The 14,699-nt window shown below is 69.1% G+C and carries 14 protein-coding genes; 3 read left to right on the top strand and 11 right to left on the bottom strand.

What is annotated here, in order from left to right:
• Positions 1-64 precede the first annotated feature (64 nt).
• The 8 genes from pyrF to IPJ61_RS08970 form a co-directional block, all read right to left on the bottom strand.
• Complete coding sequence (gene pyrF, locus IPJ61_RS08935; protein WP_297105890.1) at positions 65-862, bottom strand: orotidine-5'-phosphate decarboxylase; 798 nt, start codon at positions 860-862, stop codon at positions 65-67.
• Complete coding sequence (locus IPJ61_RS08940; protein WP_297105894.1) at positions 859-1,911, bottom strand: quinone-dependent dihydroorotate dehydrogenase; 1,053 nt, start codon at positions 1,909-1,911, stop codon at positions 859-861. The genes pyrF and IPJ61_RS08940 overlap by 4 nt, the downstream gene beginning before the upstream one ends.
• Positions 1,908-5,213, bottom strand: coding sequence for a carbamoyl-phosphate synthase large subunit (gene carB, locus IPJ61_RS08945; protein ID WP_297105897.1), 3,306 nt, complete (start codon positions 5,211-5,213; stop codon positions 1,908-1,910). The genes IPJ61_RS08940 and carB overlap by 4 nt, the downstream gene beginning before the upstream one ends.
• Positions 5,213-6,340, bottom strand: coding sequence for a glutamine-hydrolyzing carbamoyl-phosphate synthase small subunit (gene carA / locus IPJ61_RS08950; protein WP_297105901.1), 1,128 nt, complete (start codon positions 6,338-6,340; stop codon positions 5,213-5,215). Before carA ends, carB begins: the two co-directional genes overlap by 1 nt.
• Before the next feature lie 14 nt (positions 6,341-6,354).
• Entirely contained in the window at positions 6,355-6,783 is a 429-nt protein-coding gene (gene nusB / locus IPJ61_RS08955; RefSeq protein ID WP_297105904.1) for a transcription antitermination factor NusB, read from the bottom strand.
• Positions 6,783-7,346, bottom strand: a complete 564-nt coding sequence (efp, locus tag IPJ61_RS08960; RefSeq protein WP_297105907.1) for an elongation factor P — start codon at positions 7,344-7,346, stop codon at positions 6,783-6,785. The genes nusB and efp overlap by 1 nt, the downstream gene beginning before the upstream one ends.
• A gap of 77 nt (positions 7,347-7,423) precedes the next feature.
• Positions 7,424-8,098: a response regulator gene (locus tag IPJ61_RS08965; protein WP_297105910.1), complete on the bottom strand. Its 675-nt coding sequence runs from the start codon at positions 8,096-8,098 to the stop codon at positions 7,424-7,426.
• The gene (locus IPJ61_RS08970; RefSeq protein WP_297105912.1) at positions 8,095-9,207 is read right to left on the bottom strand and encodes a sensor histidine kinase; all 1,113 of its coding nucleotides are present in this window, start codon (positions 9,205-9,207) and stop codon (positions 8,095-8,097) included. The genes IPJ61_RS08965 and IPJ61_RS08970 overlap by 4 nt, the downstream gene beginning before the upstream one ends.
• Before the next feature lie 158 nt (positions 9,208-9,365).
• Between IPJ61_RS08970 and IPJ61_RS08975 the strand changes: the two genes are divergently transcribed.
• The 3 genes from IPJ61_RS08975 (at position 9,366) to IPJ61_RS08985 (ending at position 12,067) form a co-directional block, all read left to right on the top strand.
• Positions 9,366-10,655: a sensor histidine kinase gene (locus IPJ61_RS08975; RefSeq protein ID WP_297105915.1), complete on the top strand. Its 1,290-nt coding sequence runs from the start codon at positions 9,366-9,368 to the stop codon at positions 10,653-10,655.
• A 129-nt stretch (positions 10,656-10,784) separates the two neighbouring features.
• Positions 10,785-11,504 carry an ABC transporter ATP-binding protein gene (locus IPJ61_RS08980; RefSeq protein WP_297105926.1) on the top strand — a complete coding sequence of 240 codons (720 nt, stop codon included), beginning with the start codon at positions 10,785-10,787 and terminating at the stop codon, positions 11,502-11,504.
• Complete coding sequence (locus tag IPJ61_RS08985) at positions 11,501-12,067, top strand: hypothetical protein (protein ID WP_297105929.1); 567 nt, start codon at positions 11,501-11,503, stop codon at positions 12,065-12,067. Before IPJ61_RS08980 ends, IPJ61_RS08985 begins: the two co-directional genes overlap by 4 nt.
• A gap of 67 nt (positions 12,068-12,134) precedes the next feature.
• Here the strand turns inward: IPJ61_RS08985 and IPJ61_RS08990 are convergent, their stop codons facing one another.
• Genes IPJ61_RS08990 through IPJ61_RS09000 form a run of 3 tightly spaced genes read right to left on the bottom strand, consistent with a single transcriptional unit; the run spans position 12,135 to position 14,448 of the window.
• A complete protein-coding gene (locus IPJ61_RS08990) occupies positions 12,135-12,851 on the bottom strand; it encodes a response regulator transcription factor (protein ID WP_297105931.1) in 717 nt (238 codons plus the stop codon).
• 5 nt (positions 12,852-12,856) lie between these two features.
• Positions 12,857-13,801, bottom strand: coding sequence for a hypothetical protein (locus IPJ61_RS08995; protein WP_297105934.1), 945 nt, complete (start codon positions 13,799-13,801; stop codon positions 12,857-12,859).
• A complete protein-coding gene (locus IPJ61_RS09000) occupies positions 13,798-14,448 on the bottom strand; it encodes a hypothetical protein (RefSeq protein WP_297105937.1) in 651 nt (216 codons plus the stop codon). The genes IPJ61_RS08995 and IPJ61_RS09000 overlap by 4 nt, the downstream gene beginning before the upstream one ends.
• Positions 14,449-14,699: the final 251 nt, after the last annotated feature.

Genomic DNA, 14,699 nt, shown 5'->3' on the forward strand with positions numbered 1-14,699 from the left:
CACGGTAGGGGCAATCTAGCCGGTCATCGCCCGGTTTCGAATTTCGAGATTCACTTTGGTTGATTCAGAGGGACATCAGTGCCCTCGCACGCTCGACCAGAGCGGTGCGGCCGTGCCCGATCACCTCGCGACTGGCGGTCGGCAACACGTGCGGCAGCGCGGGCCCGAACACCTCGCGGAGGCCGTCGATCGTCCCGCCCTGCGCGCCGACCCCCGGTGCGAGGATCGAGCCGTTGAAGGCGTCGAGGTTGCAGCCCGGGTCGCGATGCGTGGCACCGACGACGAGGCCGACCGCGTAGTCGTTGGCGGGGTTCAGCGCGGCGACGCTGTCGACGACGTGCTGCGCGACGGTCGCTCCCCCCGCGTCGGCAAGCTGGATGGTGCCGCCGTCGGGGTTGGAGGTGCGGGCGAGCACGTAGAGGCCCTGGCCGCCTGCGACGGCGGCCTCGATGGCCGGGGTCAGCGAGCCGACGCCGAGGTACGGGCTGACGGTGATGGCGTCGGCCCGAATCGGCGCATCGGCGCCGAGGAACGCCGCGGCGTAGCCGGCCATCGACGACCCGATGTCGCCGCGCTTGACGTCGAGGATGCTGAGGGCGCCCGCCTCGCGGATGTCGGCAAGGACGCGCTCCAGGACGGCGACGCCACGCGAGCCGTAGGCCTCGAAGAACGCCGACTGCGGCTTGAACACCGCGACGGTGCCGCCCAGCTCCTCGACGATGCCGCGGGCGCAGCGCTCGAGGCCGTCGACGTCGTGGGAGAGGCCCCAGGCGTCGAGGACGGACGGCATCGGGTCGATGCCGACGCACAGCCTGCCGCGCGCGGCGGTGAGGGCGGCGAGCCGATCGGCGTAGGTGGTCATGCGGGCCTCCTGATTTCCTGGAGGCCGCGGATCAGCGCCGGCCCCTCGTAGATGAATCCGGTGTAGAGCTGCACGAGAGCGGCCCCGGCGTCGAACATGCGGGCGCCGTCGGCCGGTGTCATGATGCCGCCGACACCCATCACGGGTAGCTCCGTGGCCGCGGCGAGCCGCTCGACGAAGGCGAGCGCCCGCGCGGTCAGGGGTGCGCCGCTGAGGCCGCCGGCCTCGGCGGCCAGCACGGCGTCGGCAGCGGCGAGGCCTTCGCGCGACAGCGTTGTGTTGGTGGCGATGACGCCGGAGACCGCGGAGTCGTTGATGACGGCGAGGGTCTCATCGAGGTCCGGGCCTTCGAGGTCCGGCGCGAGCTTCACGAACACGGGGACCGGCCGCGACGACAGCCGCGCGGCCTCGTCGGTCAGGGCGCCGAGCAGCCCCGCCAGCTCCGAGGCCGCCTGCAGGCTGCGCAGCCCCGGCGTGTTGGGGCTGGAGACGTTGACCGCGATGTAGTCGGCCAGGGGGGCGAGCAGGCGCAGCGAGGCGAGGTAGTCGTCGGTAGCCTCCTCCAGCGGGGTCGCCTTCGTCTTGCCGAGCGAGATGCCGAGCGGGATACCGAGGGCCCCGTTGCCGCGGGCGACGCCCTTGGCCCTGAGCGTGTCGGCGAGCGCAGCGGCACCGTGGTTGTTGAAGCCCATCCGGTTGACGATGCCCCGGCTCTCGACAGCGCGGAAGACACGCGGCTTGTCGTTGCCCGGTTGGGCGTGGGCGGTGACGGTGCCGAGCTCGGCGAAGCCGAACCCGAACCGCGCCCAGGCGTGCGCCGCGACGCCGTCCTTGTCGAGCCCGGCGGCCAGGCCGATCCTGTTCGGGAAACGGACGCCGGCGACCGTGACGGGGTCGACGGTGCGGGCGCGGGCGCCCGCGGGCACCCGGGCCAGCGCGCCGATCATCGCCTCGTGGACCCGCTCCGGGTCTCCCCCGCCGTAGCGGAAGAGCCCGAACCGGGCCACGTGGTACGCGGATCGCAGCGCCCTGGTGCCGAGCGTCGTCACCGTGCGGCCCACTCCTGGAGCGACCCGACCTCGACCTCGCCGCGCTGCAGCGCCTCGATGCCCTGGGTCGCCGCGCCAAGACCCGGGACGGTGGTGACCAGCGGCACGTCGGCGAGCACGGCCGCGGTGCGGATGTGGTAGCCGTCCTCGCGGGTGTTGGCACCGGAGTCGCCCGTGCCCTCGGGGGTGTTGAAGATCAGGTCGATCTGCCCGGTGGTGATCATGTCGGTGATGCTCGGCGCGGCATCGCCGTCGGCGCGCTCGTGCAGCTTCAACACATCGTCGGCGGCGATCCCGTTGCGGCGCAGGACCGCAGCGGTGCCGCGGGTGGCGAGCACGCGGAAGCCGAGGTCGACGAGGCGCTTGATCGGCCAGATGGCGTGGCGCTTGTCGCGGTCTGCGATCGACACGAAGATCGTGCCGCTCGTCGGCAGCGCTCCTCCCGCGGCGGACTCGGCCTTGGCGTAGGCGGTGCCGAAGTTGTCGCTGAGGCCCATCACCTCGCCCGTCGAGCGCATCTCGGGGCCGAGCAGCGTGTCGACGAAGGCGCCCGCCGTGGTGCGGAACCGGTTGAACGGCATCACGGCCTCCTTGACGGCCACCGGCGCGCCGGGGATCGGCGTCGAGCCGTCGCCCTCGCGGCGGAGCCATCCGGACTCGCGGAGCTCCGCGATGCTCTTGCCCAGCATCAGGAGCGCGGCGGCTTTCGCGAGCGACGTGTTGGTCGCCTTCGAGACGAACGGCACGGTGCGCGAGGCGCGCGGGTTGGCCTCCAGGACGTAGAGCGTGTCGGCGTGCAGCGCGAACTGGATGTTCAGCAGGCCCCGCACGCCCACGCCGTCGGCGATCTCGCGCGTGTAGTGACGGATCTGCTCGATGACGGCATCGCCCAAGGTGATCGGGGGCAGCGAGCAGGCTGAGTCGCCGGAGTGGATGCCCGCCTCCTCGATGTGCTCCATGACCCCGCCGATGTACAGGTCGGTGCCGTCGTAGAGGGCGTCGACGTCGATCTCGACGGCGTCGTCCAGGAAGCGGTCGACCAGCACGGGCTGGTCCTCGCTCACCTCGGTCGCCTTCGCGATGTAGGTCTCGAGGGCGTCGTCGTTGTAGACGATCTGCATGCCGCGGCCGCCCAGCACGTAGCTGGGACGCACGAGCACCGGATAGCCGATCTCACGAGCGATGGCCTTCGCCTCCGACGCGGTGGTCGCCATGCCGTGCTTGGGGGCAGGAAGACCGGCGCGGGCGAGCACGCGGCCGAAGGCGCCGCGCTCCTCCGCCAGGTTGATGGCCTCTGGTGAAGTGCCCACGATGGGCACGCCCGCGTCCTTCAGCGTCTGCGCGAGCTTGAGCGGCGTCTGTCCGCCGAGCTGGCAGATGACGCCGGCGACGGGGCCCGCCTTCGTCTCCGCGTGGTAGATCTCCAGCACGTCCTCGGCCGTCAGCGGCTCGAAGTACAGGCGGTCCGAGGTGTCGTAGTCGGTCGAGACCGTCTCCGGGTTGCAGTTGACCATGATGGTCTCGTAGCCCGCCTCGCGCAGGGCGAGCGTCGCGTGTACGCAGGAGTAGTCGAACTCGATGCCCTGGCCGATTCTGTTCGGCCCGGAGCCCAGGATGATGACGGCCTCCTTGGTGCGGCTGGGCACCTCGGACTCCTCGTCGTAGGACGAGTACAGGTACGGCGTCGATGCGGCGAACTCGCCGGCGCAGGTGTCGACCGCCTTGTAGACCGGGCGGATGCCGAGCGCCCAGCGGACGCCGCGCACCACCTCGGTGCTGAGGCTGCGGAGCCCCGCGATCTGCGCGTCGGACAGGCCGTGCCGCTTGGCCTCGAACAGCAGCTCGGGCGTGAGATCGTCGGCGCGCTGCACCTCGCGAGCGACGTCGAGGATGAGCACCATCTGGTCAAGGAACCAGGGGTCGATCTTGGTGGCCTCGAACACCTGCTCGACGGTGGCGCCGGCGACGAGCGCCTTCATCACCAGCTGGATCCGGCCGTCGAACGGCCGCTGGATGGTCGCCAGCAGCTCCTCGACCGACTCCTTCGGGGTCTGGAAGGTGAACGGCGCCTTCGGATCCTCCAGCGAGCGCAGCGCCTTGCCGAGGGCCTCGGTGAAGTTGCGGCCGATGCCCATGGCCTCGCCGACCGACTTCATGTGCGTCGTCAGGTAGGGGTCCGCGGCGGGGAACTTCTCGAACGCGAACCGCGGCACCTTGACGATGACGTAGTCGAGGCTGGGCTCGAAGCTGGCCGGCGTGACCTGGGTGATGTCGTTGGGGATCTCGTCGAGGGTGTAGCCGACGGCCACCTTCGCGGCGATCTTGGCGATCGGGAAGCCGGTGGCCTTCGACGCCAGCGCCGACGACCGCGACACGCGCGGGTTCATCTCGATGACGATCATGCGGCCGTCCACCGGGTTGACGGCGAACTGGATGTTGCAGCCGCCGGTGTCGACGCCGACGGCGCGGATGATGCCGATGCCGACGTCGCGCATGCGCTGGTACTCGCGGTCCGTGAGCGTCATCGCGGGGGCGACGGTGATCGAGTCGCCGGTGTGCACGCCCATCGGGTCGAAGTTCTCGATGGAGCAGATGATGACGACGTTGTCTGCCTTGTCGCGCATCACCTCCAGCTCGTACTCCTTCCAGCCGAGGATGGACTCCTCGATCAGGACCTCGGTGACGGGGCTGGCGGCCAGGCCCGCGCCGGCGATGTTGCGCAGCTCAGCCTCGTTGTGGGCGAAGCCGGAGCCGACGCCGCCCATCGTGAACGAAGGGCGCACGACCACGGGGTAGCCGAGTTGCTCGGCGGCGGCCAGCACCTCGTCCATCGAGTGGCAGATGGCCGAGCGCGCAACCTCGGGGGCACCGCCCGGGATGTCGGTCATGGCCTCGACGATGCGCTTGAACTGCTCGCGGTCCTCGCCGCGCTGGATGGCGTCGATCGATGCGCCGATCAGCTCGACGCCGTACCTCTCAAGAACGCCGTTCTCGTGCAGCGCGACGGCGGTGTTCAGCGCGGTCTGGCCGCCGAGGGTGGCGAGGACGGCGTCGGGGCGCTCCTTGGCGATCACGCGCTCGACGAACTCCGGCGTGATCGGCTCGACGTAGGTGGCGTCGGCGAAGTCGGGGTCGGTCATGATGGTGGCCGGGTTGGAGTTCACGAGGACGACCCGGAACCCCTCCTGACGCAGCACGCGGCACGCCTGCGTGCCGGAGTAGTCGAACTCACAGGCCTGGCCGATGACGATCGGGCCCGACCCGATGACGAGAATCGAGGAGATGTCCGTGCGGCGGGGCATCAGGCGTCCTTTCCGGCCGACATGATGTCGACGAAGCGGTCGAAGAGGTAGTTGGCGTCGTGCGGGCCGGCTGCGGCCTCGGGGTGGTACTGCACCGAGAAGCCGACGAGGCGGCCGTCGCGGCGGAGTTCGAGGCCCTCGACGACGTCGTCGTTCAGGCAAACGTGGGAGACGGTGACCTGGCCATACGGGGTGTCGCTCTCGCGATCCGTGGGGACGTCGACGGCGAAGCCGTGGTTGTGCGCGGTGACCTCCACCTTGCGCGTGGTGCGCTCGACGACCGGCTGGTTGATGCCGCGGTGGCCGAACTTCAGCTTGTACGTGCCGAACCCGAGCGCGCGCCCGAACAGCTGGTTGCCGAAGCAGATGCCGAAGTAGGGCAAGCCGTCGGCCAGCGCGTCCTTCAGCAGCGCGACGGGGCCGTCGGCCGTGGCCGGGTCGCCGGGGCCGTTGGAGAAGAACACGCCGTCGGGGTTGAGGGTGCGGATGTCGTCGATGGTCGTCGACGCCGGGAGCACATGCACCTCGATGCCGCGGGCGGCGAGGTTCGTGGGCGTCATGGACTTGATGCCGAGGTCGATGGCGGCCACGGTGAATCGCTTCTCCCCCACCGCCGGAACGACGTAACCCTCGGGCGTGGTGACGTCCGAGGTGAGGTCCGCACCCGCCATCGGGGCGATGGCGCGGACACGCTCCAGCAGCGCCTCAGGGTTGGTCTCGACGGTGGAGATGCCGACGCGCAGCGCACCGCCCTCGCGGACGTGGCGGGTGATGGCGCGGGTGTCGACCCCGCAGATGCCGACGATGCCCTGCGCGCGCATCTCGTCGTCCAGGGAGCGGTTCGCGCGCCAGTTCGACGGGCGCGGAGCAGGGTCGCGGACGATGTAACCGGCCACCCAGATCTTCTGCGACTCGTCGTCCTCGTCGTTCCAGCCGGTGTTGCCGATGTGCGGCGCGGTGGAGAGCACAACCTGGCGGTGGTAGCTGGGGTCGGTGAGCGTCTCCTGGTAGCCCGACATTCCCGTCGAGAAGACCAGCTCGCCGAAGGTCTCGCCCTCGGCGCCGAAGGAACGGCCACGGAAAACGCGCCCATCCTCCAAAACCAACAGTGCAGGAAGGGAACTCACGCGCTTCTCCTCGATCAGTTCGTGTCTGGCTTGGCGGCCAACGCCTTGGACAGGAGTCCGTTCAGGAACGTCGGCGAATCATCGGTGGAAAGGTCCGACGCCAGCCGGACCGCCTCGGCGATCACGGCCACCGGCGGGGTGTCGGTGTAGTACAGCTCGAAAACGGCCAGCCGGGCGATGTTCCGGTCGACCGCCGGCATCCGTTCGAGGTGCCAGCCGTCTGAGGCGGCGTCCTCGATCCGGGTGTCGATGTCGTGCTGATGCTCGGCGACGCCGAGCACGATCTTGGTTGTCAGCTCACGGACCGGAACTCCGCGCAGCGTTCGCTGTTCGGCGAAGGTCTCGCTGATGGACGCGTCGCGCTGCTCGGCCATGAAGAGGATGTCGAGCGCGGCCTTTCGGGCCTTTGTCTGCGCGCCGTAGTGGGCGGTGGTGCCTGGCACTAGCTCGAAACGCGCCCGAGGTAGGAGCCGTCGCGCGTGTCGACCTTGATCTTCTCACCGTTGGTGATGAACAGCGGCACCTGGATGGTCTTGCCGGTCTCCAGCGTGGCGGGCTTGGTGCCGCCGGTCGAGCGGTCGCCCTGCAGCCCGGGCTCGGTGTAGGTGATGATGAGCTCGACCGAGGCCGGGAGCTCGATGAACAGCGGGTTGCCCTCGTGGGTGGCGACGATCGCCGTCTGGTTCTCCAGCATGTAGTCCTTCGCGTCGCCCACGGTGTCGGCGGAGACATACAGCTGGTCGTAGGTGGTGTTGTCCATGAAGACGTAGTCCTCGCCGTCGAGGTACAGGTACTGCATCTCGCGGCGGTCGACGGTCGCGGTATCGACCTTGGTGTCGGAGTTGAACGTCCGATCGATGATCTTGCCGCTCAGCACGTGCTTGAGCTTGGAACGCACGACGGTGTTGCCCTTGCCCGGCTTGTGGTGCTGGAACCAGAGGACCTGCCACAGCTGACCGTCAAGGTCAAGCACCATGCCGTTCTTCAGATCGTTCGTTGACGCCATCGGGTTGTCTCCTGAGTCGAGGTTCTCGGGCTCTGTCCGGCCAGCGGGCCACTCTACCCAACATCGCCCGCTCGTTCCTAACAGAGCGCCGGCGTAGGTTCCCCCGCGAGATGCGCCGGCCCGCAGGTGGGGTCGTAGAGCCAGTTCAGCAGCTCCTGCTGGTTGCTCACGCCGGCGCACCGGAACATTTTCGTCAGGCGCTTCTTGGCCCCCGGAACGCTGAGCTGGATCTGCGCAGCCATGTCCGGGATGCTGGCGCTCCGCCGCATCAACTGCAGCAGCTGCGCGTCCCTCTCGTCGCCCACGAGCCGCTCATACCTTTCGGGATCGACGACGATGAGGCTCTCCATGTGCCGCCGCAGCGTCTCATAGACGACGTCGGTGCCCACCCTCAGCCCCGCGTGCACGGATCGGATCGCAGCCGGCACCGCGGCGAGCGGCGTGTCCTTGTGCAGGAACCCCCTCACGCCGTCGTGGAGGGAGTCGAGCACGTAGCCCGCCGGGAACGAGGTCATGAGGATGACCTTGGTGTTCGCGTCGGCGCGCCGCAGTTCTGCGGCCAGGTCCGTGCCCTGCATTCCGGGAAGCCGGATGTCGACCAGCCAGACGTCGACCTCGGCGACGAGACCGAGCGCCGTGCGGGCGTCGCGGGCCGTGGCCACGAGGTCGAGGCCTGGATCGGTTCGCAGGGTCTCGACGAGCGCGAGCAGATAGCGCTTGTCGTCCTCGCAGATCGCGACCCGGATGCTCATGACCAACTCCTCTCAGAGGCGCCGTTCGGCAAGGGGAACACGGCGGCGCATTCCCAATGATGCGCTCCCGACCTTCCTGAGGCGACGGCGCCCTCGGCTAAGGCAGCATGCCGCGCCATGCCGGTGAGTCCCAACGACGCAGGGGAGCCACGCCGACCACGCTTCGCGACCTTGTTGCGGACCGCGACGCGTAGCTCCCCCGGGGTGCGATCGACGGTGACATGACAGGGCTCCGAGGTGTCGCCGTGCTTGAGCACGTTGTGCAACGCCTCCGCAAGGATGCGGCCGGCGGCGAAGTCGGCGTCTTCGGGGAGGTCGTCCAACGCCCTCCCCTCTCCCGTGACCTCTACAGCGAACCCGACAGTGCGCAACGCGATGACCTCGGCCTCAAGGACCTCACGGACCGGCCCGGCGCGCAAGGGCGCCGTGCTCCGCGTGAGTTGAAGATCCTGGGTGACGCCGCGAAGCGCGAGACTCGACTGCCTCAGTCTGGTCACCAGCTCGCCTGCGAACTCGGGATGGGCCGCCACAAGGTCTCTGTCGGACTCAGCCTGGGCGAGCAGGCTTGTGAGGTTTCGGGACACGAAGTCGTGGATATCCGTCGCGATGTGGAGCTGCCGTTCCGCGAAGTGCCGCGACAGTCGATCCGCCTCGGCTTGAGCGATCCACCGGAATGCCAAGCCGACGAGCCACGCGATACCAACGAGTGCGGGTGTGGCGATGACCGCGGCGACGATGCCGTCGGCGCTACCGTTCCTGCGGAGCATCGTCGCGGCGACCGTGCCGCCCACCACGGCGCTGGCGGCCGCCGAGGATTTGAGGTGGCCTCGTCGGATCGCCGGGATGAGCGCGCACAGGGCGATGTAGTGGCACATCCCGAGACCCTGCGGGTCCGCTAACAGCGCGAGCACCACGACGGCGGAGGCCGCGACAAGTCCCGCCAGCGGGCGGAACACCCCGAGAAGCAGCGCACCGAGCGCCAGCGTGTCGACGAGGAGAGCCCCGACGCCTATGCGACCCCACGCCCATCCGGCAAACGAGAACGCGAACCAGATGAGGCCGATGCAGAACTCAAGCCCACCCCGTGTCAGGACACGTCGCGCATTCATGAGCGCATCGTATTCACCTCGGGGCTCCAGATCGCGCGCTCGAAGCGAACTCGATGTCTCAGCGTTGGCCTCGTCGCACGTCGGTGGTGCCAGCACCACCTCGAACACACGGGCGTGGACCACTGCGCTACCGCGCGAAACCGGGCAAGCTGATCCCCATGGAGCCATCCCGACACCGCAGCTCGTCTGGCGGACTCAGCCGACGCCTCGTCAAGGACCTCGGCTCGATGGGCGACGCCGCACGCCTCGGCTGGTATGCCTTCCGCGAGACCCTCACGCTGATCCGCTGGCTGGTGGCGACGGTGCTTTCCCTCCTCGGGTTCGGGCACATCGAGAAGGTGTTCGGCGCGCTGCGTACCAACGCGGAACGTCAGCGCGAGTGGGCCTCGGCGCAGCTCGGCCGTCGACTCATCGCGGAGTACGAGCCGGCGCGTCCGCCGCACAAAGCAAATGGGCTCGCGCCGCTCGGCGCGCAGCTACAAGACAGGGCCAAGGCTCGCGACCTGGATTGGCACCTGGTCAACCCGATCGCCACCGCCGTCGGGCTCGTAGTACCTGCGCTCCTCACCTGGTACGGGCTCACGATGGCCCTCGCGCCCGTGTCGATCTTCCTGTACGACAACTTCGGCTATGCGATCTACCTCAGCTTCTGGGGCGGCGACTACTACGTGGACTCATCGAATGCGCTCGGGGTCTGCGTGCTCGGCCTGATTCAGCTAGGGCTCGCGCCCATCGTCGCGCGGCTCATTCAACGCCTCCACGCCCGCTGGGTGAGCTACATGCTCGCCACCAGTTCGACGGCGTCGCTCGAGGAGCGGGTCGCGACGCTGACCGCGACCCGGCGCACCGCGCTGGAGCTGCAGGAGGCGGAGATCCGGCGCATCGAGCGCGACCTGCACGACGGCGCGCAAGCCCGGCTCGTGACGATGGGAATGACGCTGACGCAAGCGCAGCGGCTCCTCGACCACGACCCGGACGGAGCCCGCGCGATGCTCGCCGCCGCGAAGGACGACTCGTCGGCGGCCCTCAGTGAGCTTCGGTCGCTCGTTCGTGGCATCCGCCCACCGGTGCTCGCGGACCGCGGCCTGGTCGAGGCGGTGCGCTCACTCGCAGCCGCCAGCCCCATCGAGACGCGAATCGTGTCCTCGCTGGAGGGTCGACTCGTGCCGACCGTCGAGACGGCACTGTACTTTGCCGTCGCGGAGTTGCTGAGCAACGCGGCCAAGCACTCCGCCGCCACGGAGGTGGTGATCGAGCTGACGGCCGACGACCGGGTCGTTGAGGCAGTAGTCACCGACAACGGCCTCGGCGGCGCCGTCGAGACCGCCGACGGCGGCCTGGTGGGCCTTCGCCAGCGTCTGGCCCCCTTCGACGGCGAGCTCGAGTTCATCAGCCCCGTCGGCGGCCCGACCGTCGCCACCGTCCGCGTCCCCAAACCCCTGGATTGACCGCTGGTTGAGCCAAGCACGGCTGGTTGAGCCGGGCGACGAGGAACGAGCGCCCGTGCCGAAGCCACTAGCTGCCGCCTGTCCAGGGACTGCCAACAGACCTGAACCCCACATCCTCAAGGACCTCACATGCCAACACCTGTACTCAGCGCGCCCGCAAGCAGCCCGACTCTCGCCCTGCGCGACGTGCGCTTCGGCTACACCCGCCGCAAGGAGGTGCTGCGCGGGGTCACCGTCGCGTTCCCGCCTGGCCGCACGGTGCTGCTGGGACCGAACGGCGCGGGCAAGTCCACCCTGTTGCGGCTCGCGGCGGGGCTCACCTCACCGCGAACCGGCACCGTCACGCTCGATGGGGCGACGCACTGGCACCTGCTCAGGGCCGCGGTCGGGTACCTGCCGCAGCATGTCTCCCCCATGCCGGGCCTGACGGTGCTCGACGCGGTGCGCTACGCCGCATGGTTGGGCGGGCTGTCGGCGAAAGCCTCGCTCGCATCCGCGCGAGGAGCCCTCGCCCAGGTCGGCCTCAGCGACAAGGCGGACGAGCGTTCCACCCGCCTCTCCGGAGGCCAGCTGCGTCGGATGGGCCTGGCCTCCGCCCTCGCCTGCCGCCCGCGCGTCCTGCTCCTCGACGAGCCGGCGGCGGGCCTCGACCCCGCGCAGCGGGTCGGGCTCCGAGAGATCCTCACCGCCTTGCCTGCCGACCTTCCTGTGGTGGTGAGCACGCATGACCTGGCCGACGTGGAGGACGCGTTCGACCACGTCTGCGTGCTCGCCGACGGCCGAGTCCGCTGGAAGGGATCGCCGGCGAATCTGCTCGCACTGGACGCTCAGCGTCGGGCACGCGCATGAGGCTGTGGGCGGCCAACCGTGCCGCACTGCCCGTTCTCGTCCTTTCCTTCATCGCAGCCTGGCTCGGGCTCCCGGGTTCTGCGGTGTTCGTCGCCTTCCCGAACCTGACCGGTGGCAGGGCACTCACCGCGCCGCTCAGCGCAGTCCTCCCCCTCGTGACCGCGTTGGCACTCACGGTTGGGCTGGCTCGCCAAGACGCTGTCCGCGAGTCGCTCGCCCGACGGAGGATCTGGCTGCTCGACCTCGCCCTCGTTGCCCTCGCCCTCGCGTTCGTGGCGGCGTCGGCGATCGTAATCGGCGGATCCGTGCTGTGGGAGTCGTTCCGCAATGCCCTCGGCTACTGCGGCCTGACGCTGCTGTCGGCAGCGCTTTTCTCACTCCGGGCGGCAGCCCTACCAGCGATCGCCTGGGCGTTCGCCTCGGCTGTCTGCCTGCTCCCGATGAGCAGCGACCTCCTCTCCTGGCCGATGGCACCCGCCTCCGCTCCCCTATCCTGGGCGATCCCCCTGTGCCTGATCCTCGTCGGCCCCGTTGCCTACCTGGTGCGTATCCCGACCCTTTGAGCCGGGTCCGTGTCGAAGCGTCCGAGACCTTGGTCAGGGACCCGCGATGCCTCCAAGGGAACGAGGCTCAGGGGACGGTCGTGCCGCGGAGGAAGGCCAGGACGGCCAGGACGCGGCGCGCTGACGTCGGTTCCTCGGCGAGGCCGAGCTTCGAGAAGATCGCGTTGATGTGCTTCTGCACCGCCTTCTCGGTGACCACCAAGCGCGCGGCGATCGTCGTGTTCGCGTCTCCCTGGGCCATGCGCGACAGGACCTCCGTCTCACGCGGAGTGAGCGACGACAGCCTGCCGCGCGCCGTCTGGCGCTGCATCAGGGTCACGATCACCTCCGGGTCTACGACCGTGCCGCCCGCGGCGACCGTGCGCAACGACGCGACGAAGCTCACGTCGTCGAACACCCTGTCCTTCAACAGATAGCCGATCCCGCCGGCGCCGTCGCCCAACAACTCGTCGAGGTAGACGTGTTCCACGTACTGGCTGAGCAGCACGACGGGAAAGCCGCGGCGGCGACGGCGCAACTCCAACGCCGCGCGAATCCCCTCGTCGGTGTTCGTCGGCGGCATCCGGATGTCAAGCAACGCCAGATCCATCGACGACTTCGCTGTGGACGCCCCAACGCCGCCAGCCGGCTGAACCCGCCCCGGCTCTCCGAGGCCGAGGTCGATCGCTGCCAGGAAGTCCTCGGCGGTCGCGACGCTGCCGACCACCTCCACGCCCTGAGACACGAGCAACCGCTCGAGGCCTTGACGCAGCAGATACTGATCCTCTGCCAGGAAGACGCGCATCGCCGTCACGCCGCCGACTGGCCGGCCTGTTCACGCAGGATCGCCGCAACCGCCTCGCGGGTCGCGTCCGCGTGCGGACGGCCATCAGCCCCGAACTTACGGCGCCCGAAGTATGCATCCGGCCCGTCGTGCTTCATGGTGCCGATCTCGATCGGCGTCACGCGACCCTCGCGCTTCGCCCGCGCCCAACGCGACAGCGGCGCCGTCGGCCAGCGGCCGGGGAACGCGATCGGCCCCAGGTAGCGGACGCTGTCGCGGGTGCCGTACAAGTCCCAGAGGTGGTCGAGACGATCGAGGCCGGGATCGTCGCCGAACACGCCGCCGATCGAGATCATCGAAACAGGCACCCCGACGCCGGCCAGGAACCATGCAGCGCCCAAGCCGACCTGCCCCCCACCCGAGTAGCCGATGATGATAACCGGATCCCCGCTGCCGGCCCGATAGCCGCGCCGCTGCAAGCCGCGCCAGATCTCCTGCGCAAGCCCAATGCTGTAGGTGGGGCCGTAGCGCGGATCCGCCGACACCAGCACGTGGCCCACGTTACGCACCTGGATCAGGTACGGCAGCGGGCTGAGCGGCCAGCGGCGCCGCATCCGATCCAGCCACTTCCAGATCCGCATGCCGACGCGCTGGTTCAGGCCTCGGTTGTCGACGGCGTAAGGGAAGACGTCGTCGACAACCACGAGGTCGGGCAGTTCCTCCCGCAGCGCCTCCACGAACGCGGTCTCGCGCTTCGTCAGCTCGGTGCCGCTCAGGGTGCCGATGCCAGAGAGGAAGACGGCGAACTGGCCTTTGTGACGCACGGGCGGCAGCTCCGCATCCGACAACTCCTCGAAGGTGGCGCGAACCTCCTCCTCACCCTTGCTCGACCACCAGCGCAGCGACTCGAGCGGCGAAAGCAGAACGAACCCGAAGACCACCAGGAGGATCGCGGTCAGTATCCAGCTCATCGCGTCACCGTCGATTCGGTGCTCACCGGGACGAACGGCATGCCCGACAGGATGTCGTCAGCGGTCAGCATCGTCGGCGTTCCGGTGACGAGCGTCCACAGGCGCGACGCCGCCCAACCCAGCGGCTTCTGCAGCACGCGCGACAACACTTGAATGGCGAGCCAGCCCGCAAGGCTGAACAAGAAGGCCGCCCAGAATGTGGCGCCGTACGCCACCATGATGCCCAGCACGAACACCAGGAACGCCCACGCCTGCAGCCCCCGCCCGATCAGCATCCCGATGTGCGGAAGGATCGTCGCGAAGTTGAACACGAGCGGCGCCGTCGCCGTCAGGGCGACGACGATCAGCGGGAGCAGCGGCAGCGGCCGCTGCGTGACGATCGACCCGAACGTCCACGTCACGACGGCCTGCAAGACGTACAGCAGCCCGAACATGACGATGCTGAGCAACATGCTGACCACCAGGCGGATGCCGTGCACGCGGTTCACCAATAGTACGGCGATGTGCCCAAGAACGGTCGACGCCCCCGCGAGCGCCGCGACGCCAAGCGCGGGCTCCAACATCTCAGCCGCCGTCTTGTCGACGCCGTCGAACAGGTTCGGGTACAGACGCAGCGCCTCCCCGAGCAGTTCCCAGACCTCAGCCATGCGCGCCAGCCTAGTGGCCCGCCGCACCTAGATGCACCGGTACGCGGCGCCATGCGGGCGATTGACGTCGTTGTCGTCGGTCGACGTAGTGCCCCGCAATGACTCCCTCCTCCGCCTTGTCGCTCATCCCGCCTGACCCCGCGTCCTGATCGGCACCTTTAGGTGCGACAGACCACTAGCCCTGCGTTCCTGTTCCCCATATATCTGGGATAGTAATCCGGCCTGGCAGAGCGGAGACCTGTCGAACAGGG

The organism is Tessaracoccus sp. (assembly GCF_016714275.1).
Lineage (GTDB): Bacteria > Actinomycetota > Actinomycetes > Propionibacteriales > Propionibacteriaceae > Arachnia.

Excerpts from the sequence above, each read along its gene's own strand:
- pyrF (WP_297105890.1), bottom strand. The coding sequence starts at position 862 with ATGACCACCTACGCCGATCGGCTCGCCGCCCTCACCGCCGCGCGCGGC.
- carB (WP_297105897.1), bottom strand. The coding sequence starts at position 5,213 with ATGCCCCGCCGCACGGACATCTCCTCGATTCTCGTCATCGGGTCGGGC.
- efp (WP_297105907.1), bottom strand. The coding sequence starts at position 7,346 with ATGGCGTCAACGAACGATCTGAAGAACGGCATGGTGCTTGACCTTGAC.
- IPJ61_RS08965 (WP_297105910.1), bottom strand. The coding sequence starts at position 8,098 with ATGAGCATCCGGGTCGCGATCTGCGAGGACGACAAGCGCTATCTGCTC.
- IPJ61_RS08970 (WP_297105912.1), bottom strand. The coding sequence starts at position 9,207 with ATGAATGCGCGACGTGTCCTGACACGGGGTGGGCTTGAGTTCTGCATC.
- IPJ61_RS08975 (WP_297105915.1), top strand. The coding sequence starts at position 9,366 with ATGGAGCCATCCCGACACCGCAGCTCGTCTGGCGGACTCAGCCGACGC.
- IPJ61_RS08980 (WP_297105926.1), top strand. The coding sequence starts at position 10,785 with ATGCCAACACCTGTACTCAGCGCGCCCGCAAGCAGCCCGACTCTCGCC.
- IPJ61_RS08985 (WP_297105929.1), top strand. The coding sequence starts at position 11,501 with ATGAGGCTGTGGGCGGCCAACCGTGCCGCACTGCCCGTTCTCGTCCTT.
- IPJ61_RS08990 (WP_297105931.1), bottom strand. The coding sequence starts at position 12,851 with ATGCGCGTCTTCCTGGCAGAGGATCAGTATCTGCTGCGTCAAGGCCTC.
- IPJ61_RS08995 (WP_297105934.1), bottom strand. The coding sequence starts at position 13,801 with ATGAGCTGGATACTGACCGCGATCCTCCTGGTGGTCTTCGGGTTCGTT.
- IPJ61_RS09000 (WP_297105937.1), bottom strand. The coding sequence starts at position 14,448 with ATGGCTGAGGTCTGGGAACTGCTCGGGGAGGCGCTGCGTCTGTACCCG.